The following is a 21,507-nucleotide window of genomic DNA, read 5'->3' on the forward strand; positions in this document are numbered from 1 at the left end:
ATCAATCCCTCAGGCGCCGTGCGGCGATCGCGCGCAGCGTACGGTAGAACAGGGCGGCGATGATGAGCGCGGCGAACAGGCCGCCGAGCACCAGCAGAATCGGATGCGACGACAGCGCCCAGCGCATGTAATGCATCGGCGACAGATGGCCGACGTAATACGCCTCGCCGTTCGAGGTGACCGTCACCGTGCGGCCGTGGATCACGGCCATCGCGCCCTGGATGGACGGCAGCAGGTCGTTGTCGAGCAGGGCGGCGGAGAGATCGGCGTCGGACTGGCCCGCCGCGCTGATGAGCGCCACCGCGCTGCGCCCGCTCTTCAACGGCGATTCGAAGCCGGTCAGGAGCGCGTCGCCGTTCGAGCTGACGAGCGAGAGGTCCGCGCGCGCCGGCGAGCGTTCCGGGCCTTGTTCGCCATGCCACCAGTCGACCAGCTTGAACGCGACATCGGAAAGCTGGAAGGTGCGCGCGTCGGCGTCGCCGGAGAAGGGCATCTGCTTCGCCCAGCGTTGCAGGAGCGGCTGGCGGCCCGGCGAGCCGAGAATCAGCAAGTCTTTGTCGGCGAAGCGGTCGACATCGTTCGCGCTCGTCACGGTGACGCCCGTCACCGGATAGCCCGTCGATGCGCCCATGCGGCCCATTTCCAGCAGATACAGGCTGTAGTCGGCGGAATTCGGCTCGGTCGGCAGCACCACCGCCGTCTGCGAGAGATCGGCCATGCGCGTGAACGGGAAGCCGCCGTTGGCGAACGCGGCCAGATCGGGCAGCGCCATGTAATGCGGGAAGCCGGAAAGATCGATGGTCGAATTCGGATCGACCGCGCCGACGACGTTATCCAGCACGCGGCCCTGGCATTCGCCGGTCTTCGGGATGTCGTAGTAGAAGTGCAGGCGCAGTTGAGCGCGCGGCGTGATGAGCAGCGGCGGCAGATAGATCTCGCGGCGCGCGGCGACGGTCTTGTCCGGCAGCACGCGGCTGAAGTAACTGCCGAGATCGAAGGTCGAGGTCGACACGGCCGGAATGCGCAGCGACTGCACGAAGCCGTCGTTCACGCTGATATTGAGCGACGAGCGGTCGGGCGCGGGACGCACCGTGTAGCGATAGCCGAGATCGACGGGCACGCCCTTCGTCTGCCACATGAAGAGGTCGGGCGGCACGCGCAGGTTCACGCGCACGGCGTCGGCGTCGTAGCCGTGGGCGGTCAGGTCGCGTGCCTCCGCGAGTTCGCCGAAGCGCACCGGACGATCCGTCGGCAGCCAGTTCGGCGCATCGTAGGGGCGGCGCGGTTGCAGGTCGGTGAACTGCGTGATCGTCGCGCTGGTGCCGGAGAGCGTGTTCTGGCCGACGCCGAGCGCCTTCGCGGCGGTCTTCAGTTCGGCGTCGTCGCGGCCGAGCACGAGCAGGAGGCGGCCGCGCGCGCTGGCGTCGCGTTCGACGAGCGCGATGGTCGGGCCGTTCACCGGCGGAATGTCGACGCCCGCGATCTTCGCATCGCCGACGGCGAACACGACGGCATTGCCCGACAGCGGCACGTTATCGGTCTGCGCCGGGAAGATCGCGCCGCGATAGCCCGCGAGCGAGCCGAAGTACGACGCCACCATGCCGGCCGATTCCAGTTCGCCGAGGCTCGGCTTGCCCGCGAACACGAAGGGCAGTTCGAGGCGGCGCACGTCGCGGCGGTCGAAGAACGGCTGCGGCAGCGCGGCGAGATCGGGCTTGTTCGTGATCGACGCATACGTGAGATCGAGCGAGCTCGCGTTGCTGACGGTCGCCCACAGCGTCGAGTTCGACGGGTCCTCGCACTGCTGCGTGTAGTGGCCGATCAGTTGAACGTTGAGGTGATTGAACTCGGTGATGAAGCGCGGATCGATCGCGACGTCGCGCGCGACCAGCACGCCGGCCTGATCGCGCGGCACCGGCAGCGTCGCGGCCACTTCGCCATTGATGAGCACTTTGAGCTGCGAGATCGACGGCAGCAGCGACGGCGAATAGCTGTAGATCAGATGCAGGATCGCGCCGGTCACGACTTCGTCGCCGCGCACCGAGAACGCGATGCCGTTCTGACCGTCCGTGCCACGCAGTTGCAGCGGATCGAGCGCGCCGTAATCGGCGAAGGTCAGCGTCTGGCGGCGTCCGCCGGGCACCAGCGTGCCGGGATCGGCGGTAGTCGGAATGCGCGAGGTGAGCGGCTTGTCCGGCTTGCCGGAGAACGCGGGCACCGGCATCGCGAGCGCGGGTTGCGGGAGCGTGGCGGGGTTGAAGACAGCCGCCGGACTCGGTGCGGGCACGGCGCCGACGCCGGTCGCCTGCTGCGGCGCCGCCGCGACGCTTGCCGATGCGGCGTTCGCTGCGTTCACTGCGGCCGCCGCCGACGCGACCGGCGCGGCCAGGGCGGTTTGCAAGGCCATGAAAACGGCCAGCGCTCGGCCCAGAGGTCTTTCGCAAAAACGCGGCGCGCGCTCGCCCGTTTCGTTTTCAACGCGCAACTTCGACATACCCGTGCCCATTATTGGTCTTTGGTTTTCAGCTTCTTCACATCGACTGGGCGCTTGTTCATCCAGGTACGAAGGTCGCTGTACAAATGCTCGAACAAACCTGCGATGCCGCGCGTGCCCACCAGCAGCACGTGCGACAGGCCGCGCAGCGGCGTATCCGGGCGGCGTCCCTCCGACCAGCCGGTCCAGGCGTCCGCGCGCGCGAAAGTGGTCTTCACGAAGTCGTATTCCTGCTCGCGCGTGAGCTGCGAGAAACGCAGGCCGACGCGCCCCGGCTCGGTATAGCCGACCGTCGCCGGGAACGCGTATTCCTCGTCGCCGCGAAACAGCGACACGGTCACGCGTTCGTGCATCGGCACTTCGATCTTGCTCGGCAGCGCGACGCCGACGCCGCCTTCCGAATAGTCGATGGTCTCGCACGCGAGGGTGCGGCCGGTCGAGAACTTGAGCATCACGGGCATCTTCATCGTCACGCGATGCGTCGCGCGCACCTGCTTGCGCTCGCTCGCCGCCGCCACCGACGCGCCGAGAATCAGCATGTTGTAGACCGTCCAGCAAAGGTTGAGGATGGTCGTGTTCACCTCGCTGCGGACATGCCAGTACATGACGATATGCACGATGCCCGCGATGAAGCCGAGCAGGTTCAGCAGCAGCAGGAACAGATACGGGCGCGAGATGTACCAGTCGAAGTAATCCTTCGCGATCTGGCCGCCCTTGGCCGTCACGTTGAACTTGCCGAGCTTCGGGTTGATGACCGCGAGCAGCGTCGGCGCGGTGATGTACGACGCCAGCACCGACTCATACACTTCGGCCCAGAACGAATGGCGGAAGCTGCGCTGCATGCGCGAGTTGGTGATGCTCGCGTGCATCATGTGCGGCAGCGCGAAGATCGCGATGCTGCTCGCCGCCGCCTCGATCACGTGCGCGCCGAAGAACAGATACGACAGCGGAGCCGTGAGAAACACCAGACGCGGCACGCCATAGAAAAAGTGCAGCATGCCGTTGAGATAGCAGAGCCGCTGGCCGATCTTCAGACCCTTGCCGGTGAGCGGATTGTCGACGCGGAAAATCTGCGTCATGCCGCGCGCCCAGCGGATGCGTTGCCCGATATGCGCCGAAAGACTCTCGGTCGCGAGGCCCGCGGCCTGCGGAATCGCGAGATACGCGGTGGTATAGCCCAGCCGATGCAGCTTGAGCGCCGTGTGGGCGTCTTCCGTCACGGTTTCGATCGCAATGCCGCCGATCTCCTCGACCATCGAGCGGCGCAGCACCGCGCACGAGCCGCAGAAGAAGGTCGCGTTCCAGAGGTCGTTGCCGTCCTGCACGAGACCGTAGAAGAGTTCGCCCTCGTTCGGCACCTTGCGGAACGTGCCGAGGTTGCGCTCGAACGGGTCGGGCGAGAAGAAGTGGTGCGGCGTCTGCAGCAAGGACAGCAGCTTGTCGCGCAGGAACCAGCCGAGGCAGATCTGCAGGAAGGAGCGTGTCGGTATGTGGTCGCAGTCGAAGATCGCGATGTATTCGCCGCTCGTGATCTTCATCGCCTCGTTGAGGTTGCCCGCCTTCGCGTGGCGGTTGTGCGAGCGGATCGTCCAGTTGACGCCGACTTCCTCGCAGAACGCCTTGAATTCGGGGCGGCGGCCGTCGTCGAGCAGGTGAATCGTGAGCTTGTCGGTCGGATAGTCGAGCGCGAGCGCCGCGTAGATCGTCGGCTTCACGACCGAGAGCGGCTCGTTGTACGTCGGAATGAATACGTCGACGGTCGGCCACTGGCTGCGGTCGGCGGGCAGCGGCAACGGCTTGCGCTTGAGCGGCCACGCGGTCTGGAAGTAGCCGAGCAGCAGCACCAGCGCCGCGTAGACTTCGGCCGCGACGAGCAGAAGACCCCAGGCGGCGTCGAGCGGACGTTCCCAGTAGGTCGTTTCGGTGAGACGCCAGAACATGTAGCGGCCCGACGCGACCACCGACAGCATGATCATGACGAGCGTCGCGTACTGGCCTTGCAGACGCCGGAATCCCAGCGCGCAGATGAAGCAGATGGTCGCGAACGCGAGCTGCTGGCCGAACGCGAGCGGCACCGTCACGACGAAATACAGCGCGAAGGCGGCGAAGATCGTCAGCAGGACCACCATGATCCGGCTGCCCCAGAGGCGCGCATCGACGAAACGTTCGAGTCGCGAGGTCGCGACGCTCACTTCCGTTTCCGGCGACGGCTTGTCGGCGCTCATGCGAGTTTCCTCGACGAGGCGGCCATCGCATCGACCGCGGAGAGAAGCCACTCGCCGCACGCGCGCAGATCGGCGGCGGCTTGCGAAAGCGGGTCGTAGTGGATGAGCGTCGTGTCGCACGCGAGCGATTCGGAGACGCCTTCATCCTGATGGATCACCCCCGGAAACAGCTTCGTGCCGAGCATGTTGCGCAGCACCTTCAGCACGTCCTTGCTCAGCTGGCGCGATTGATCGACCTGATTCACGACGTAGCCCTGGCCCGCGAAGTTCTGGCGCGGCGCGGCGTAGGCGTCGATCATGCGCTCCATGCCGGGAATCGCAGCATATGATGCGGCATCCGCCAGCACCACATTCAGCGCGAAATTCGCCGCCGTGAGCGCGGTGCGCGTGTAGACGGAAGAACCCGGTGGCGTATCGACGATCACGATGTCGTTGGGGTCGAGCGCGAGCGATTCGAGCGCATGCGCGAGCCAGGCGGGATCGCTGTCGACGAGTGCCTCGAAGCGGCGGCGGTCGTCCTCGATCACGGCGCCGTAGGGCAGCACGGTGACGCCATCGACGCCGTCGAACATCACGGTCTGCCAGGGATCGCCCGCGAGCGTCGCGCGCGATATGCCGTCGATGCTGTCGAGCGGAATGCCGAAGTGCAGGCGCAGCGCGTTCTGCGGATCGAGATCGAGCACGATCACGCGACGGTTGCGCGCGGCAAGCACCGAGGCGAGATTGGCGGCGAGCGTCGTCTTGCCGACGCCGCCCTTCGCGGAAACTACCGTGATGACTTTCATGAGCGTGGGAGGCGGCTCGCGCGCGCGTCGAGGCCAGCGCTTGCTTGCGTGTTCGTGGGTTCGTTGGCGTGGCGCAGGCGTTCGAACATGGCGCCGAGCGAATCCGTGGGCGCGCTCGGGGCGTGTTGTTGCTGCGGCCTGAAGAGCTTGCCGAGGATCGAGTGTGGCTCGGCGGGCACCGGCTCGGGCGCACGCGGCGCGGGCGCCGCCGGCGGCACATGGGCGGGCGCGCGGCGCGCGAGGAAGCCCGATCCGGCCGTGGCCGCCAGGCGCGGCGTTTCCGCGTGGCTCGTGCCGGCGTCTTTCGCTGCGGGCGGCTGAACCGGCGGCACGTCGACCGCCGAAGCGGTGGCCGAATCCGGAATCGTTCCGGTCTCCTTCGACGCCGATTCGCCCAGCACCGAAAAGCGCAAGGCGCTCAGCGATTCGGCCGCCGGCGGCGTGACGGGCGGAATCGTGCGGCGATGCGGCCGCGTGAAAAGCTGCTGCTTGCCGCGATGGATCGGCGTCGGCTTGTCGGCCGGTTCGACCGACGGTTCACTCGGACGCGTGCGCGCCGTGCTCGACTGTGCGTCGCGGCGCGGCGCGATCTCGGGAATCGCCGGCTGCGCGAAGTCGAGCGTGGCAAGCAGCGGCCAGCGAGTGCGGGCCGTCTTGGCCTCGTTCTCCCGTCCGATTTCCTGGTAGTCGCCTGCATTGCCGCCGAAATGATCGAACAGCTTCTCGATGTCGCGCGAAGTATTCATGATGTCGCTTCCTCGTCGTGCCTATTCTTACTGCCTGGCCGGTGCTGCATGTTTTGATCCGCCCGTCGGGGCGGTCGATGCCGCCGCTTCGGGGCGGCGGTCGGATGACGCTGAAGCTGCTTCAGGCCGCGACGCGCGCGAGCCTGAATTCGATGCCGGCGTCGTCGCCGAACTCGCTCGCCTGGCGGATCGCGAGCCCTTGCGCGCCGAGCGCGGCGAGCCACTGCTGATACGCACCTTCGAGAAACGCGGGCGTCCAGGCAAGCGCGCGTTCGCCGAAAGCGGGCAGCGGCGCGCAGAAATGCACGATCCTCAAGTAGTCGCGTTCATCGGAAAGTTCGACGAAGCCCCAGTCTGTGTCGCGCCAGAGCGCATTGAGGGCGTCGGCGAGCGCCGCGGTGGAGTCGCAGGCCGGCAAGGGCCGGGCGTCGGCGAAGCGGCTGCCTACGCGATGCATCAACTGACGCAGTTCGTTGCGCCCGATCTGCGCTTCGAACTCGTCCGCGAGCGCGGCCAGAAGGCCACGCCATTGCCTGGAAATCTGACTGTCCAACAGGTAATCGAAAATAGCGGCCATGTTTTCATTCAGCAGGGCGCAAGCCACAGCATGAGGTTGATCGGTCTTGTTTACGGCCTCGCCAGGAATCCCTTTACCCCGCGAGCATTGATCCAGACGTTTGTCCAGGCGCTATTACACGTCTGAACTTACTTCAATGTCATTTTTTTCGCCAGTAGAAAGACTAGCAGCGGATTGTTTTGTGGGATTGGGCGAAAAGGACGTGGCAGAGAGCCCAATTCAGGCATTCGGGACCCATCGGCATGGACGAAATATCGACACCCAGGCGCGTGGTTCGATCGCCGCGCGCGACCCGCCGCCCCAAGCGGAGGCGAAGTGTACCATCTCGTTAATACAGTCGATCGAGCGGCGTGCGTTCTGATTCGTACGGATTGACGTATGCTGCAGAATCGTGCCGAAGGCCCGCTAAGTCGATGATTCGTCTAACTTAACCGGCGTACAGGCAGCGATGAGCGCGATCTGGTTGATTTTCTTGGCAAGCGACTGCTTCAGGTCAACATGAAGCCAGACGAAAAAAAGCGCCCCGAGTGGGGCGCTTCGCATGAAATTCTGAACGCTCAGGGGTTTGCGCGTACCGCGTCCCGAACTGCGTCCATCACGATGCCGTAATTGAGCGGGATGTCCAGCGAATCGGAGTAGCCGGGTTCGTCGGCGGACTCCTTTGGGAGTGCGCGGACCGGAATAGCTTCATAGGCGGTTTCGCCTGCCGGATTGTCGCGTCCTTCGATGGCACCCTGCAATTGCGGATTCTTCACGATTAACTCCTTCCGGTAATGGAGCGGCGAGGAACTGCAATATAAACCAATGTCATGACATTTTGGCGACTTCGATTTGAAAACTCGCTCCGAAACTGCTGCGCGCGGCGCGCCGGTAATCGCCGCGGTCGCGCATTTCGAGAGAGTGCGGGGCCTCTAGTGTAACGGCAGCGTGCCGTTCGGAATGCGCAATTGGATTATGACGATGGTGTGTCGATATTGCGCCAGAGGGCTGGAATCGGCCCGGAAATTGCATGACCATAAGCATGCTACGTAGGCTTTTAATGATCACGCTGCGCGAATGGATTCTCCAATTCCGTCGTTGGCGGAAACAAATTCTATCGAAAGCGGCGACTGTGACATCGTTTGTTTCCCTTTATCATGAAGCGACCGGTTGCACGATGCCGGTGCGGACGCCCCAATAAGAAAGGAGAAAGCGGCAATGAGCAAAATCGCGATCGTCGGCGCGACGGGCAATGTCGGCAGCCGTTTGCTGGAGGAAGCGTTGCGGCGTGGACACACGGTCACTGCCATCGCGCGCGACACGTCCGCGCTCGAGAAGCGGGACGGCGTCGACGCGCAGAACGTCGATGTGCTGGATTCGGACGCGCTCTCGGCGGCCATCGCGGGACACGACGCGGTGTTCAGCGCGACGCACTTCGCCACGGTATCCGCAAGCGCGATTCTGGAGCCGGTCAAGCGGGCCGGCGTGCGGCGCCTGCTGGTCGTGGGCGGCGCGGGCAGCCTGTATGCGGCGCCCGGTCAGCGCGTGCTGGACCTGCCGAACTTTCCGTCCGCGTACAAACCGGAAGCCACCGCGGGCGCGGCCTTCCTGGATGCATTGCGACGGGAACGCGACGTCGACTGGACATTCATCTCGCCTTCAGCCGAGTTCGTTCCGGGCGCGCGCACGAAGAAATTCCGGCTCGGTGTCGACGAACTGCTCGTCGACAACAACGGCCGCAGCTGGATTTCATTCGAGGACTACGCGATCGCCTTCCTCGACGAGTTCCAGAAGGGCGCCCATATCAGACAGCGCATCACCGTCGGATATTGAAGGCGCGCGCGGCATGACTGGCATCGTCGAGCGATGCCGGTCTTGCCGTTTTCTTTTGCCGCTGGCGTCAGCCGTGGAAATCGACTTCCACTTCCTCGCTGTTCTGCGGCATGGCGGCGGCGAGGATCATCGCGGCGGCGTTCTGTGGCTTCGGATCGCGCTGCGACGGCCGATAGACCTGATCCCCGCGATGAATCGGCATACCCGAGAGCGAGCACACGCCCTCGGCGTTGGCCGTGGTCGCGCGCCATCCCTGATAGCCGTAGTGACACGTTCCAGGATCCGACCAGTACACGAGCGCCGTCGCGCTGCTCGGACGCTCGATCACGCGCACGATGGCCTGCGGAAAAGGCAGCCGGTCATCGGGACGATGCGTATGCGTGCGATTCCAGTCGCGCGTCAGGCGCTCGAGGAACGCGCTTTCGGCGCGCGCCGTTTTCTGAGATGGGGCAGTGCGGGCGATATCCTTCGGCATCGCCTCGAGCAGGTGAACCGTCTGTGACCACGGGTCCGCTCTTTTCGAAAAAGCTGTCATGGCATTGTTCCAGGCTTTGACTCGACCTAGAACGTACGTCATTAAGCACAATCCGATAAATACTGCATCAGTGAATACACTATCCCGTTGTCACGAATAATCGGGCAGCCGATGTCGAGGGCCGGCGTCGTGCCTTTACTGGCGTGCGCTCAAGCGATTCGTAAGGTCATGCTCGGACCGGCGCGGATGGCCGACCAGGCGCAATCGCCCGCATCTGCGAGGGGTTTTGTTCGCGATTCGCGCTTTTTGTATGGCCAAAGCGACTGCGATGGCCCTTCGCGCGAGGCGTGGACCCAGTCGAAGCCTTGCCTGCATTGCCCTTCGGTCAGTCCTTGGTTGCCACCGAAGACCGGTCGACGGCGAGATCACCGCGCGATAGTCGACGCGCACGCTGTGCGTGCATTGTTCGCGATTCGCTAACGGTCGCGCGTTCTAAGCAACCGCCCGCGCCGCAGCACGCCCGCGCAGCCATTCCAGCGCCAGCAGCAGACTCGTCGAGAACACGATGAGAATCGTCGCCAGTGCCGCGATGGTCGGGCTGATGTTCTCGCGGATGCCGGTAAACATCTGGCGCGGCAACGTCGTCTGATCGGCGCCGGCGAGAAAGAGCGTCACCACGACTTCATCGAACGAGGTAGCGAAGGCGAACAACGCGCCCGATATCACGCCCGGCGCGATGACCGGCAGCGTCACGCGGAAAAACGTCCTGAGCGGGCTCGCGCCGAGCGACTGACTCGCCCGCACGAGGTTGTAGTTGAAGTTCTGCAACGTCGCGCCGACAGTCGTCACGACGAACGGCACGCCGAGCGCCGCGTGCGCCAGAATCAGCCCGAAATACGTATTCGCGATGCCGAGCGGCGCAAAAAACAGATACATGCCGACGCCGACGACGATCACCGGCACGATCATCGGCGAGATGAGCACGGCCATCAGCACGCTCTTGCCCATGAAGTTCGCCTTGGTCAGCCCGACCGCCGCGAGCGTCCCGAGAATCGTCGCGACGACCGTCGCGGAAGGCGCGACGATGAAGCTGTTTTTTGCAGCCATGCGCCATTCCTGCGACATGACGAGGTTGTGATACCAGCGCATCGACCAGCCGGGAATCGGATAGACCAGGAACGTGCTCGACGAGAACGATAGCGGCACGATCGCGAGCACCGGCAGAATCAGATACAGCAGCGTCAGCACGCAAATGATACGCAACGCGAAATACCAGATGCGTTCGATGGCGGAGGTATGCGGCGCGAACATCGGTTTGGCGAGTTTCATCTTTCTTTACCCCAGGCTCACATTCGAGCGCGTGAAGCGTCCGTAGACGACATAAAGCAGCAGCGTCGCGGCGAGCAGCAGCGCGCCGAGCGCGCACGCCATGCCCCAGTTGATCGTCACGTTGGTGAAGTAGGCGATGTAATAGCTGACCATCTGGTCGTTCGGCCCGCCGAGCAGCGCCGGCGTGATGTAGTAGCCGATCGCGAGGATGAACACGAGCAGCACGCCCGCGCCGATGCCCGGATACGTCTGCGGCACATACACGCGCCAGAACGCCGCGAACGGATGGCTGCCGAGCGACACCGCCGCGCGCTGATACGTCGGCGGGACGGATTTCATCACGCTATAGAGCGGCAGGATCATGAAAGGCAGCAGGATGTGCGTCATCGAGATATAAACGCCGACGCGATTGAACAGCAACGCCAGCGGCGAGCCGATCAATCCGCTGCCGATCAGCGCCGTGTTCACGAGCCCTTCGCTCTGCAACAGCACGATCCAGGCGGCGACGCGCACGAGGATCGACGTCCAGAACGGAATCAGCACGAGCACCATCACGAGATTCGCGCGGCGCTCGGGCAGCGTTGAAATCCAGTAGGCGAGGGGATAGCCAAGCAGCAGGGCGAACAAAGTCACGCCGACGCCGATCACGAACGTTCGGCCAAAGACGTTCAGATAGATCGACTGGTCCGGATCGGCGTGGACGATATTGCCGAAGCCGTCTTGCTTGTGATCGAGCGATGCGAGCAGGTAGAACGGTGAATAGCGGCCTGCGTTCTTGGCGATCGCCTGCCAGTAGGCGGGATCGTTCCAGCGTTCGTCGATGTCCAGAAACTTCGACTTGATTTGCGCGGCGGGCAGCGGCTTGCCGTCGTCGCCGGTCAAAGGCATCGCGCGGGCGGTTTTCGCGACCAGCGAGCGATAGCCCGGAATTTCGGTGTTCAGGCGCCGGGCGAGCGCGCCCATCGATTCGCCTTCCGAGATCGTGGTCAGGTCCTGCGCGAGCGCGGCATAGGCTTCGTCCGATGGCGGCGCCTTGCGGTCCCATTTCGCGAGCGCGGCGCCGGTGTGCGGCAGCGCGTTCGCCACTTCGGGATTTTCGATCGCGCGCGTGAGCAGCGCGCCGATCGGCACCACGAAAATCAGAAACAGGAAAATGGCGAGCGGCGCGATGAGCGCGAGCGCCATGGCGCGCTTCTTCGCGTCGGCGATCTTCAGTTCGCGCTTCAGGCGCGCGCTCGATTCGCGCGAATCGTCCGCGGGGATCGTCATGGTGTTCACGCTTGTGTCTCCTTCTTTGCGGTCGCGCTTTCGGAAAGCGCGACCGTCTTGCTGCCTATGACGCGTTTACTTCGACGCCCACGCGGTGAAACGCTGCTCCAGCTCGTCGCCGTGATCGGTCCAGAACGCCATGTCCTGCAACACCGCGTTCTTCGCGTTTTCCGGCGAGTTCGGCATGTCGGCCTTGATCTTGGCGTCGAGCGCGGAGATCGCGGCCTTGTTCACCGGGCCGTACGCGATGTTCTTCGCATAGGTTTCCTGCGGTTTCTGCGACACCGAATACGCGATGAACTGTTGCGCGACGTCCTTGTTCGGCGAGCCCTTCGGAATCGCCCAGTAGTCGAGGTCGTAGATGCTGCCGTTCCACACGACCTTCAGGTTCTTGCCTTCCTTGCGCGCCGCATCGATCCGGCCGTTGTACGCGGTGGACATCACGACGTCGCCCGCGACGAGGAACTGCGGCGGTTGAGCGCCGGCCTCCCACCACTGAATCGACGGCTTGAGTTCGTCGAGCTTCTTGAACGCGCGGTCCGCGCCGGCCTTCGTGCCGAGCACCTTGTAGACGTCCTTCGGCGCCACGCCGTCGGCCATCAGAGCGAATTCGAGGTTGTAGCGCGCGCCCTTGCGCATGCCGCGCTTGCCGGGGAATTTCTTCGTGTCCCAGAAGTCCGCCCAGCTCGCCGGCCCGGTCTTGAGTTTGTCGGCGTTGTAGGCGAGCGCCGTCGACCACACGAAGAAGCCGACGCCGCAGGTCTGCGGCGATTCGGGCACGAGATCCGACTTCTTGCCGATCTTCGACCAGTCGAGCTTTTCGTACAGACCTTCGTCGCAGCCGCGCCCGAGATCGCCCGACTCCACTTCGACCACGTCCCAGTTCACGTGCTTCGCTTCGACCATCGCCTTGACCTTGGCCTGTTCGCCGTTGTACTCGACGGCGGTGACCTTGTTCTTCGACGACTGTTCGAACGGCTGGTTGAACGCGACCTTTTGCGCGTCGCCGTTCGCGCCGCCGAAGTTGACGACGGTGATTTCCGCCGCGCCTGACACCGCCGACGCGCATGCGAGCGCCGCCGCCATGGAACACAGTGCGAACTTCTTCATGATGGTTTCCTCTGTCTGCTTGGTTTTATCAGTGGAGCTACGGGAGTCGGAAGCGAGACGCTTCGTCTGAATTCAGGCGAACACGCGCAGATGCTCGGGCGCGAATTCGAGCGCGATGGGCGCGCCGGGCGTGAAGCCGTCGAGCGCCGCCGTGCCGAGCGGCACCTTGACGAAGCATTCGTCCTGCTCGCGCACGCCGCAGCGCATCCGCACGTGATCGCCGAAATAGATGAGGCTCTTCGCTTCGCCCGCGAGCGCGTTGATGCCGTTGCCATTCGTGTGGCCGTTGCCCGACGTGAGCTTCATGCGCTCGGGCCGGATGCACGCGATCGCCGATGCACCCGGTTTCGCGTTTGCGACATTGAGCCCGGACACGCGCGTGCCGTCGGCGAGACGGATCTCGCAGAAGTCGCCCTGAATCTGTTCGACGGTGCCGCGCAGCCGGTTGCTGTCGCCGATGAAGTTCGCGACGAACTCGTTGCACGGCGCTTCGTACAGATGATCGACGGTGTCGAGCTGCTGCACGATGCCCTTGTCGAACACGGCGACGCGGTCGGACATGGTGAGCGCCTCGCCCTGATCGTGCGTGACGTAGACGAAAGTGACGCCGAGCTTCTCGTGCAGCGCCTTGAGCTCGATCTGCATGTGCTCGCGCAACTGCTTGTCCAGCGCGCCGAGCGGCTCGTCCATCAGCACGAGCTTGGGCTCGAACACGAGCGCGCGCGCCAGCGCGATACGCTGCTGCTGGCCGCCGGAAAGCTGCGCCGGATAGCGCTTCGCGAAGCTTTCCATGCGCACCATCTTGAGCGCGTTGTTCACCCGATGCGCGCGTTCTTCGGCGGACATCTTGCGCACCGTCAGCGGATATTCGACGTTCTGCTGTACCGACAGATGCGGAAACAGCGCGTAGTTCTGAAACACCATGCCGATGTCGCGCTTGTGCGGCGGCACCTTGTTGAGCAGCTTGCCGTCGAGCCAGATTTCACCGCCGGTCGGGAACTCGAAGCCGGCGAGCATCATGAGGCAGGTCGTCTTGCCGGAACCGGACGGCCCGAGCAGGGTGAGGAACTCGCCCTGATAAATATCGAGATCGAGCGATTTGACGACGAGCGTTTCGCCGTCATAGGTCTTTCGAACGCCGCGAAAGCTGACGATCACCTGATCGGATTTCATCTTCCGTGTCTCCTTCGGAAAATCCTGTACTGCCGCGCGTCTTGGCCGACGCCCGGAAATTTTTTCCACTGCTTGGGATAACTATAGCCCGTTACGGTTCTACAATGGGGAGCCATTTCAATATTCAAAATGGAACCACTTCGGGCTGTTGGAAGAGAGTGGCTCCTAGCGCGGGAAACAATCATGGATACCATCATCCTCGCCGACTGGCTGAGCGCGCGCCTCGATCGCACGGCCGCCGAACCGGTGTATCGGCAAATGCTGGAAGGCATGCAGGAGGCCATCCTGACGAGCCAGCTCGCGCCGGGCACCAAGCTGCCGAGCTCGCGCACGCTCGCGACCGATCTCGGCATCGCGCGCAATACCGTGCTGCATGTGTACGACCAGCTCACGGCCGAAGGCTACGTGACCTCGACGACCGGCAGCGGCACCTATGTCGCCGATACCGCGCCGCGTGACGGCGTTGGCGTCAAGAAAGCGAAGGTCGAAGAAACGCAGCCGCAATGCACGATCTCGCGGCGCGGCGAGCGTCTGATCGCGCAGGCGGGCGTGTCGCCGAAGCAGTGGGGCGCGTTCATGCCCGGCGTGCCGGACGTCGCCGAATTTCCGGCGCGCACATGGAGCCGGCTGCAGGCGCGTCTCTGGAAGCGCGCGAGCCCCGATCTGCTCACGTATGCGCCCGGCGGCGGGTATCGGCCGCTGCGGCGCGCGCTGTCGGACTACCTGCGCGTCGCGCGCTCGGTGAAGTGCCAGCCGGACCAGATCATCATCACGACGGGCATCCATCAGTCGGTCGATCTCGCCGTGCGGCTGCTCACCGATTTCGGCGACCGCGCGTGGGTCGAGGACCCGTGCTACTGGGGCGTGCGCAGCGTGCTGCAATCGTCGGGGCTGACGCTCGTGCCGATTCCCGTCGACGAAGAAGGGCTCAACCCGAACGCGCGCGACATGGCCGACCCGCCGCGCATCGCGCTCGTGACGCCGTCGCATCAATATCCGCTCGGCATGGTGATGAGCCTCGCGCGGCGTCGCGCGCTGCTGGAGTTCGCGCGCCAGCACAAGGTGTGGATCATCGAGGACGATTACGACAGCGAGTTTCGCTACGGCAGTCGGCCGCTGTCATCGCTGCAGGGGCTCGACGACGCCGGACAGGTGATCTACGTGGGCAGTCTCGGCAAGATGCTGTATCCGGGCTTGCGGATGGGTTACATGGTCGTGCCCGAGCCGCTCGTGGAGACGTTCAGGACGGGCGTGGCGGAGTTGTATCGGGAAGGGCAGCTGATGCAGCAGGCCGTGCTGACCGAGTTCATCCTCGACGGGCATCTCACGACACACGTGCGGCGCATGCGCGGACTCTACGGCGAGCGCCGGGAATTGCTGATCAACGCCATTCGCGCACGCTTCGGCGACACCCTCGCGGTGCGCGGCGACGAAGCCGGGCTGCATTTCGTACTGGAGTTGCCGCGTTTCGTCGATGATCGCGCGGTCGCGTCCGCCGCGCTCGCAGCCGGCGTCGTGACGCGGCCGCTGGTCAATTACTTCATGGATCGCGAAACCGCGCTGCGCGGCTTGATGCTCGGCTACGCGTGCGTGCCGAACGACGATATCGCGCCCAATTTCGCGAAGCTCGCCGATGTCATCGAGCGCGCGCTCATGCCCATGCAGGTCGCGCACGCATGAAGCCTGCCTCTGAATTCAATCGCATTGATTGAAATACTTGATTTCCCTTACGGGCATTTCTATCGCACTCTTGAAGTTCTCTCGGGTTGTGTCAAATCCCCGACTCAACCCTTCGCACCGGCCTCGCGCCGGTGTTTTCTTGTGTGCTTCTATCGTTGTTCGGCCGCGCCGCGCTTGACCGCCCGCACCACGCGCGCGAGCGCCTTCAACGCATCCGCCGGCGTGTCTGCGAACTGCGCGGCGACGATCGCGCCGTCCACGGCCAGCGCGAGCGCCTGCGCGTCGGCCTTGGCCGTGCGCGATGCCGGCATGAGCGCGCGGATCGCCGCGGTCATGTCGCGCTTGTGCCGCCGCGAGATATCGACCGCCTGCGGCAGCGTCGCGCCGACTTCCACGACCGAATTGATGAACGCGCAACCGCGATAGCTTTCGTTGCCGAACCATTCCGCCAGCGCGGGCACGAGCGCGTTCAGCGTGCCGCCGTGACGCGCGAGCGCATCATGGAACCATGCCATCCAGTTGTCGTGACGAAAGTCCAGAAACGCAACGATCAGATCGTCCTTGCTCGGAAAGTATCGATAGAAGGTTTTCTTCGCGACGCCCGATTCGGCGATCACGCGATCGATGCCCGTTGCGCGAATGCCGTCGCGGTAGAAGAGATCGTGCGCGGTATGCAGGATGCGTTCGTCCGGCGCGAGCTCGGCGACATCGGCGGGGAAAGCTGAGGTATTCATGCAATCGATTGTAGACAGGTTCGTCTACCTGCGCTAGAGTGCATCGGGTAGACAGATCTGTCTACCCAATACATCTCATCGCTGAAGAAGAGGACTCGCCATGGAATCCAAACCGCCGTTTCCGCCGTTCGATGAAGAATCCGCCAAACTAAAAGTCCGTCTCGCCGAAGACGGGTGGAACACGCGCGATCCCGAGCGTGTGTCGCTCGCCTATACCGTGGACACGCGCTGGCGCAATCGCGCGGAGTTTGCGAACGGACGCGAGGAAGTGGTCGCGTTTCTGAGGCGCAAATGGGCGCGCGAACTCGACTATCGGTTGATCAAGGAGTTGTGGGCTTACAAGGAAAATCGCATCGCCGTGCGCTTTGCCTACGAATGGCATGACGACGCCAACAACTGGTATCGCAGCTTCGGCAACGAGAACTGGGAATTCAACGAGGCAGGCTTGATGACGCATCGCCATGCATCGATCAACGATCTGCCGATCAAGGAAGCCGATCGCAAATATCACTGGCCGCTCGGCCGCCGGCCCGATGATCATCCGAGCCTGAGCGACCTGGGCTTCTGAGTATCGGCGGCGGCGCGGCGCGCTACATGTCGCGGCGGCGCCGGAAGGCCCACCATCCGGCGAGCGCGGTGAAGGTGGCGACGATCGCCACCAGCAGCCAGAAACCATGATGGTTCTCTGCAAGCGGAATGCCGCCCACGTTCATGCCGAAGAAACCCGCGACGATATTGATCGGCAGCGCGAGCACGGTCACGAGCGTCAGCGTGAAGAGCGTGCGGTTGCTTTGCTCGCCCATGCGCGTCGCGACTTCTTCCTGCAGCAGCTTGATGCGTTCGACGAGGCCGGCGAGATCGTTGAGCACGAGCGAGAACTCTTCGGTCGCGTCGCGCAGGTCCTGCACATCCTGCGAATGCAGCCAGCGCGGCGGCCGCGCGAGCAGGCGGAACACGGAGCCGGGCTCGGGCGCGAGCAGCCGTTGCAGTCGCACCAGCACGCGCCGCAGGCCGCCGAGATCGGTGCGGGTCGAGGCGCCGCGCATCGAAAGAAAACGATCCTCGATGCCGTCGACCTCGACGCTCGTGCGCCGCACGATATGCACGAGCAGATCCGCCTGATCGCGCAGCAGATGCGCCAGCAGTTCCGCGGGCGAGCGGAAGATTTCGCCGCGCCTCACCGACTCGCGCAGCGTATCGACGGAACGCAACGGCTTCAGGCGCGCCGTGACGATCAGCTTCTGATGCGTATAGACCCACAGCGTCGCGATCTCGGAGGGCGTCAACTCGAAATTGAACATCACGTCGTTGATGACGGCGAAGAGCGCGCCTTCCTGATGCTCGATGCGCGTCGAGGGCGAACCTTCGTTGAGCGTGTCGAAGAATGCATCGGGCAGGCCCAGGCGGGTACGCATCCAGCGCTCGCACGCGCTGTTCGCGAGATCGAAGTGCAGCCAGACGAATTCCTTCGTCGTGTCGTCGCGCGCGAGCCATTGACTCGCGGCTTCGGCATCGATCGGCTCGCCGGGGTGATCGACGTGAAATCGAAAGCCGCAGACGAGGCCGGAGAAATCGGAGCCGTAGGGCGGTCTTTGCAGGGTAGCGGGATTCATGCGAAAAGTCGGTTGCATTCTGATGGGACGCTTCGGGCGTTCGCGCCGCCACGCGCTAGTGTGCCATCGGTCGCGCCCCGAATCGCGATGGTAGCGCGTCAGCGGGAACGAAACGATGGCCTCGCGTGTTTCGCGAGCCTGCGAATATGACCGTCATATTGTCGGCGTATCATCACGCCACGCAAGACGGGCGCACACGCGGCGCCCGCATCGAGCCCGCTGCCAAGGCGGCGCCGCGTGCCAACCTGGGGAAAAGCAGTGGAAGACCATGATGATCTGGACGGGGCGACGCAAAGCACGGCGAGCGGGCTCATGCGGCTCGCGTCGTTGATCGCGGGACTCGCGCGCGAGGGCGTGATCGATACGCGCTTCGCGGCGAAGCTTTCGAAACGCCTCGACAAGGAGGCGCGGCGCGTCTCCACGGGCGGCGCCGTGCCGCTCGACGAAGCGGAGCAGGCGGCGCTGTTCGGCGCACTCGGTGAACTCGATCTCGCGTTGCGCCAGCACGACGCGGCGTCGCTCGTCGAAGCGAATGCGCGCCTGCGCGAGACCGAAGGCGGCGCGGGCAAGCGTCGCAAGGGCAAGAAAGACGGCGAAAAGGGCAGCGACGCCTGATCCGGCGGCGAGCATCGGGCGCGAAACATGCTGCAATGCAGGCGTGTGTTTCCGGCCAATGCTCATGTCTTTATCCCTGCATTCCCATCAGTGCGCGCTGTGGAGCAACCGTAGCGTCTACGCGCACCGCGACCAGTGGCGGATCCTCGTCGTCGACGACAACGTCTTCAGCGCCGAAGCCCTGTCGGCCGCGCTCGCATCGGATGGTTTCGACACGCGCTTCGCGCTGTCCGGCGTCGATGCGCTGCATGCGGTCGATGGCTGGGTGCCGCATGTCGTCATCCTCGATATCACGATGCCGGAGCACGACGGCTACGCAACCGCGCGGGTGCTGCGCCGCATCGCCCGCACGCGCGACGCGGTGATCATCGCGTTTACCGCGCTGGGCGAGGAAACCGTACGTTCCGAGGGTGTCCCCTCCGGCTTCGACGGATATTGTCAGAAGGGCAATCCGCCGGGCGCGATCGTTCGTCTGATCGAACGTCTGGTTCATTGATGCGAACGCTCGTTCGCTAAATAATTGTTCCGCCCCCGCTAAACGGACCAAAAGGCGCGCCTGCCCGGCGGCGCGCGCAATCCCTTATCCACCAATGCTTCGGAAGAAAAATGCACACTCGTGCAGCGCGCGATTGTTGGCGCTGAGCGAAAAGTGAATTGAAATTTATGGAGATAAAAAAGCGATAGTAGGGGTATACACTGCGCTTCATCGACGTAGCAGACAGTTTCTCGCAAGACCGCTGCGGCGCTTTCTGAATGAACGTCAACCGTCTTTGGAGCACACCATGAAACGCAATCTTCTCGCTACTCTCCTGATCGCCGCATCCGCCACCATCGCCGCGCCCGCTTTCGCTAGCGGCTACGGTCCGGCTCCGTTCTACCGTCCGGCCGTCGGCGCGCCGGCATCGCAACAAGGCCCGAGCGCACAAGCGATCGCCGCTCAGGAAAACGCCAACGGCGTGAATTCGACCGCTTTCGGCGGCTCGCGTGACACGCTGGCTCAATCGGGCAACCGTACGGCGCAATCGGGCAACAACCCGCAATCGGTCTTCTTCGGTCACTGATCGAACCGGCAGGCCCTGCTTATGCGCCGGGCTAGTCGGCTGAAGCATCGTTCAGGCGCCCGGCGACCCAGACTCAAAAGGTCTGCGTCGGCCGGGCGCCGGCCGTTTTCAGGCCGCGTGCGCCAGCGCGCCGCGCATCACGTTGGCGAGTTCCGACGCCTCGAACTTCGATACATACGCGTTCGCGCCGACCTTGCGAACGTGCTGCTCGTTCGCCGACCCCGACAGCGACGAGTGAATCACCACCGGAATATGCATCAGCCCGGTTTCGGCCTTGATGCGGCGGGTGAGCGTGAAGCCATCCATTTCCGGCATTTCCAGATCGGTCAGCACGAGCGCGATATGATCCGCGACCTCGGTGCCATCCTTCTGCGCCTTGTGCAGCGCCGCTTCCAGCACGTCCCACGCTTCCTGACCGGTCTTGGTCATCACGAAAGGCACGCCCATCGCCGTGAGGCTCTGTTCGATGAGCGCCCGCGCGACGCCCGAATCGTCCGCCGCGAGCACGCGCGCGCCCGGCTTGAGATTGAGCCGCCCGGTATTCGCCTCGGTGATGTCCGCTTCCCGCGACGGCAGCACGTCGCGCACGATGCGCTCGACATCGAGCACCTGCGCGAGCCGCGAGCCGTCGACGTTGCCGTCCAGGCGCGCGAAGCTCGTCACGGTCGTGCCGCCCGAATGCGATTCCGCCGACAGCACCTGATTCCATTCGAGCCGCACGATGTCGTCGACTTCCTCGACCGCGAAGCCCTGCGTCGTGCGGGCGAATTCCGTGACGAGCAGGATCTTGGGCCCGTTCTTCGGCCGGCAGCCGGTGATGCGCGCGAGATCGATCACCGGAATGATCTGTCCGCGAATATCCGCGACGCCGAGAATCTCCTCGCTCGAACCGGCCACCGCGGTGATCGTCGGCATCGCGAGAATTTCGCGCACCTTGAACACGTTGATGCCGTAAAGCTCCCGCTGTTCCGAGTTCGGCGCCTCGCCGAGCCTGAACAGAAGCAACTCGAACATGTTGCTGCCGGCGAGCCGCACGCGCTGCTCGATATCCTGTTGTGAACTGCTCACCTCGTTCTCCCTCTGAGCCATGGCGGTGACTTTCCGCCGGATGCCTGATTAGCGGCATTAATCGACGAAACTGAAGGCACGCGCAAAGAAGCACGCGCGTTTGACGATGTGCAAAAGGCGCGGCGCGCCGCACGTGCGCGCGACGCCGTTGATCTATACTTTTTCGAATGGTCGGGTTAATGCCTATGAAGGCATCGGGCGCAAGGCTTTAGGCTGGCAGAAGGCGCAAGTTCAACCCGTCGCCCAGGCGCAACAACGTTCCCCGCATACAACGGAGGCGCTCGATGGCAACAGTCGCACAGGTTCTGAATTCGAAACCCGACCAGACGGTCTTTACGGTGGCCGCAACGACGTCGGTCTTCGATGCAATCAAGCTGATGGCCGACAAGCATATCGGCGCGGTGATCGTCACCGAAGGCGACGAGATCGTGGGCATCATGACCGAGCGCGACTACGCGCGCAAAGTCGTCCTGATGGACCGCGCGTCGAAGCAGACGCCCGTGCGCGACATCATGACCTCGCACGTGCGCTACGTGCGCCCGGATCAAAGCACCGACGACTGCATGGCGCTCATGACCGACAAGCGCATGCGCCACTTGCCGGTGATCGACAACGGCAAGCTCGTCGGCATGATTTCCATCGGCGATCTGGTGAAGAACATCATCTCAGAGCAGCAGTTCACCATTCAGCAGCTCGAATACTACATTCGCGGCGAACACACGTAAGGACCGGCGGTCCGAA

Annotated in this window: 21 protein-coding genes; 7 read left to right on the forward strand and 14 right to left on the reverse strand. The window is 64.0% G+C overall.

Annotation, left to right across the window (positions count from 1 at the left end; genetic code table 11):
* Nucleotide 1: 1 nt before the first annotated feature.
* The 6 genes from bcsB to BTHE68_RS15730 all read right to left on the reverse strand — a co-directional run bounded on the left by bcsB (nt 2) and on the right by BTHE68_RS15730 (nt 7,582).
* Complete coding sequence (gene bcsB / locus BTHE68_RS15705) at nt 2-2,506, reverse strand: cellulose biosynthesis cyclic di-GMP-binding regulatory protein BcsB (RefSeq protein ID WP_162067260.1); 2,505 nt, start codon at nt 2,504-2,506, stop codon at nt 2-4.
* Nucleotides 2,506-4,719, reverse strand: coding sequence for a UDP-forming cellulose synthase catalytic subunit (gene bcsA / locus BTHE68_RS15710; protein ID WP_162067261.1), 2,214 nt, complete (start codon nt 4,717-4,719; stop codon nt 2,506-2,508). The genes bcsB and bcsA overlap by 1 nt, the downstream gene beginning before the upstream one ends.
* Complete coding sequence (bcsQ, locus tag BTHE68_RS15715; RefSeq protein ID WP_162067262.1) at nt 4,716-5,504, reverse strand: cellulose biosynthesis protein BcsQ; 789 nt, start codon at nt 5,502-5,504, stop codon at nt 4,716-4,718. The genes bcsA and bcsQ overlap by 4 nt, the downstream gene beginning before the upstream one ends.
* Nucleotides 5,501-6,250: a cellulose biosynthesis protein BcsP gene (gene bcsP, locus BTHE68_RS15720; RefSeq protein ID WP_162067263.1), complete on the reverse strand. Its 750-nt coding sequence runs from the start codon at nt 6,248-6,250 to the stop codon at nt 5,501-5,503. Before bcsP ends, bcsQ begins: the two co-directional genes overlap by 4 nt.
* Before the next feature lie 121 nt (nt 6,251-6,371).
* Nucleotides 6,372-6,827 carry a cellulose biosynthesis protein BcsD gene (bcsD, locus tag BTHE68_RS15725; RefSeq protein WP_162067264.1) on the reverse strand — a complete coding sequence of 152 codons (456 nt, stop codon included), beginning with the start codon at nt 6,825-6,827 and terminating at the stop codon, nt 6,372-6,374.
* Between the two features lie 557 nt (nt 6,828-7,384).
* Nucleotides 7,385-7,582 carry a hypothetical protein gene (locus tag BTHE68_RS15730; RefSeq protein WP_162067265.1) on the reverse strand — a complete coding sequence of 66 codons (198 nt, stop codon included), beginning with the start codon at nt 7,580-7,582 and terminating at the stop codon, nt 7,385-7,387.
* Nucleotides 7,583-8,024: 442 nt separating this feature from the next.
* On the opposite strand from BTHE68_RS15730, the gene BTHE68_RS15735 reads away from it, so the two are divergent.
* A complete protein-coding gene (locus BTHE68_RS15735; RefSeq protein WP_162067266.1) occupies nt 8,025-8,639 on the forward strand; it encodes an NAD(P)-dependent oxidoreductase in 615 nt (204 codons plus the stop codon).
* A 67-nt stretch (nt 8,640-8,706) separates the two neighbouring features.
* Here BTHE68_RS15735 and BTHE68_RS15740 read toward each other — a convergent pair whose 3' ends face one another.
* From BTHE68_RS15740 to BTHE68_RS15760, 5 genes are all read right to left on the reverse strand, one after another.
* Nucleotides 8,707-9,174 (reverse strand): DUF3331 domain-containing protein, encoded by a 468-nt coding sequence (locus BTHE68_RS15740; RefSeq protein ID WP_225936319.1) that lies wholly within the window; start codon nt 9,172-9,174, stop codon nt 8,707-8,709.
* A 432-nt stretch (nt 9,175-9,606) separates the two neighbouring features.
* Nucleotides 9,607-10,443: an ABC transporter permease gene (locus BTHE68_RS15745; protein WP_162067267.1), complete on the reverse strand. Its 837-nt coding sequence runs from the start codon at nt 10,441-10,443 to the stop codon at nt 9,607-9,609.
* Between the two features lie 6 nt (nt 10,444-10,449).
* Entirely contained in the window at nt 10,450-11,721 is a 1,272-nt protein-coding gene (locus BTHE68_RS15750; RefSeq protein ID WP_174258051.1) for an ABC transporter permease, read from the reverse strand.
* A 66-nt stretch (nt 11,722-11,787) separates the two neighbouring features.
* Complete coding sequence (locus BTHE68_RS15755) at nt 11,788-12,822, reverse strand: ABC transporter substrate-binding protein (RefSeq protein ID WP_162067268.1); 1,035 nt, start codon at nt 12,820-12,822, stop codon at nt 11,788-11,790.
* Between the two features lie 72 nt (nt 12,823-12,894).
* Nucleotides 12,895-13,995 (reverse strand): ABC transporter ATP-binding protein, encoded by a 1,101-nt coding sequence (locus BTHE68_RS15760; protein ID WP_162067269.1) that lies wholly within the window; start codon nt 13,993-13,995, stop codon nt 12,895-12,897.
* Between the two features lie 183 nt (nt 13,996-14,178).
* Here BTHE68_RS15760 and pdxR point away from each other — a divergent pair, with 183 nt between their 5' ends.
* A complete protein-coding gene (gene pdxR / locus BTHE68_RS15765; RefSeq protein WP_162067270.1) occupies nt 14,179-15,675 on the forward strand; it encodes a MocR-like pyridoxine biosynthesis transcription factor PdxR in 1,497 nt (498 codons plus the stop codon).
* A 149-nt stretch (nt 15,676-15,824) separates the two neighbouring features.
* On the opposite strand, the gene BTHE68_RS15770 is transcribed toward pdxR, so the two are convergent.
* Nucleotides 15,825-16,409, reverse strand: coding sequence for a TetR/AcrR family transcriptional regulator (locus BTHE68_RS15770; RefSeq protein WP_162067271.1), 585 nt, complete (start codon nt 16,407-16,409; stop codon nt 15,825-15,827).
* A 100-nt stretch (nt 16,410-16,509) separates the two neighbouring features.
* Between BTHE68_RS15770 and BTHE68_RS15775 the strand changes: the two genes are divergently transcribed.
* The gene (locus tag BTHE68_RS15775; RefSeq protein WP_162067272.1) at nt 16,510-16,977 is read left to right on the forward strand and encodes a nuclear transport factor 2 family protein; all 468 of its coding nucleotides are present in this window, start codon (nt 16,510-16,512) and stop codon (nt 16,975-16,977) included.
* Nucleotides 16,978-16,999: 22 nt separating this feature from the next.
* On the opposite strand, the gene BTHE68_RS15780 is transcribed toward BTHE68_RS15775, so the two are convergent.
* Entirely contained in the window at nt 17,000-18,022 is a 1,023-nt protein-coding gene (locus tag BTHE68_RS15780; RefSeq protein WP_162067273.1) for a transporter, read from the reverse strand.
* A gap of 258 nt (nt 18,023-18,280) precedes the next feature.
* Here BTHE68_RS15780 and BTHE68_RS15785 point away from each other — a divergent pair, with 258 nt between their 5' ends.
* The 3 genes from BTHE68_RS15785 (at nt 18,281) to BTHE68_RS15795 (ending at nt 19,698) form a co-directional block, all read left to right on the forward strand.
* Nucleotides 18,281-18,637, forward strand: coding sequence for a hypothetical protein (locus tag BTHE68_RS15785; protein ID WP_162067274.1), 357 nt, complete (start codon nt 18,281-18,283; stop codon nt 18,635-18,637).
* Between the two features lie 64 nt (nt 18,638-18,701).
* Entirely contained in the window at nt 18,702-19,133 is a 432-nt protein-coding gene (locus BTHE68_RS15790) for a response regulator (RefSeq protein ID WP_162067275.1), read from the forward strand.
* A gap of 286 nt (nt 19,134-19,419) precedes the next feature.
* The gene (locus tag BTHE68_RS15795; RefSeq protein ID WP_162067276.1) at nt 19,420-19,698 is read left to right on the forward strand and encodes a hypothetical protein; all 279 of its coding nucleotides are present in this window, start codon (nt 19,420-19,422) and stop codon (nt 19,696-19,698) included.
* Nucleotides 19,699-19,806: 108 nt separating this feature from the next.
* Here the strand turns inward: BTHE68_RS15795 and BTHE68_RS15800 are convergent, their stop codons facing one another.
* Nucleotides 19,807-20,766 carry a chemotaxis protein gene (locus BTHE68_RS15800; RefSeq protein ID WP_061174648.1) on the reverse strand — a complete coding sequence of 320 codons (960 nt, stop codon included), beginning with the start codon at nt 20,764-20,766 and terminating at the stop codon, nt 19,807-19,809.
* Between the two features lie 284 nt (nt 20,767-21,050).
* Here BTHE68_RS15800 and BTHE68_RS15805 point away from each other — a divergent pair, with 284 nt between their 5' ends.
* Complete coding sequence (locus BTHE68_RS15805; RefSeq protein WP_162067277.1) at nt 21,051-21,491, forward strand: CBS domain-containing protein; 441 nt, start codon at nt 21,051-21,053, stop codon at nt 21,489-21,491.
* The last annotated feature ends 16 nt before the right edge of the window (nt 21,492-21,507 follow it).

Source organism: Burkholderia sp. THE68, from assembly GCF_009938265.1.
Lineage (GTDB): Bacteria > Pseudomonadota > Gammaproteobacteria > Burkholderiales > Burkholderiaceae > Caballeronia.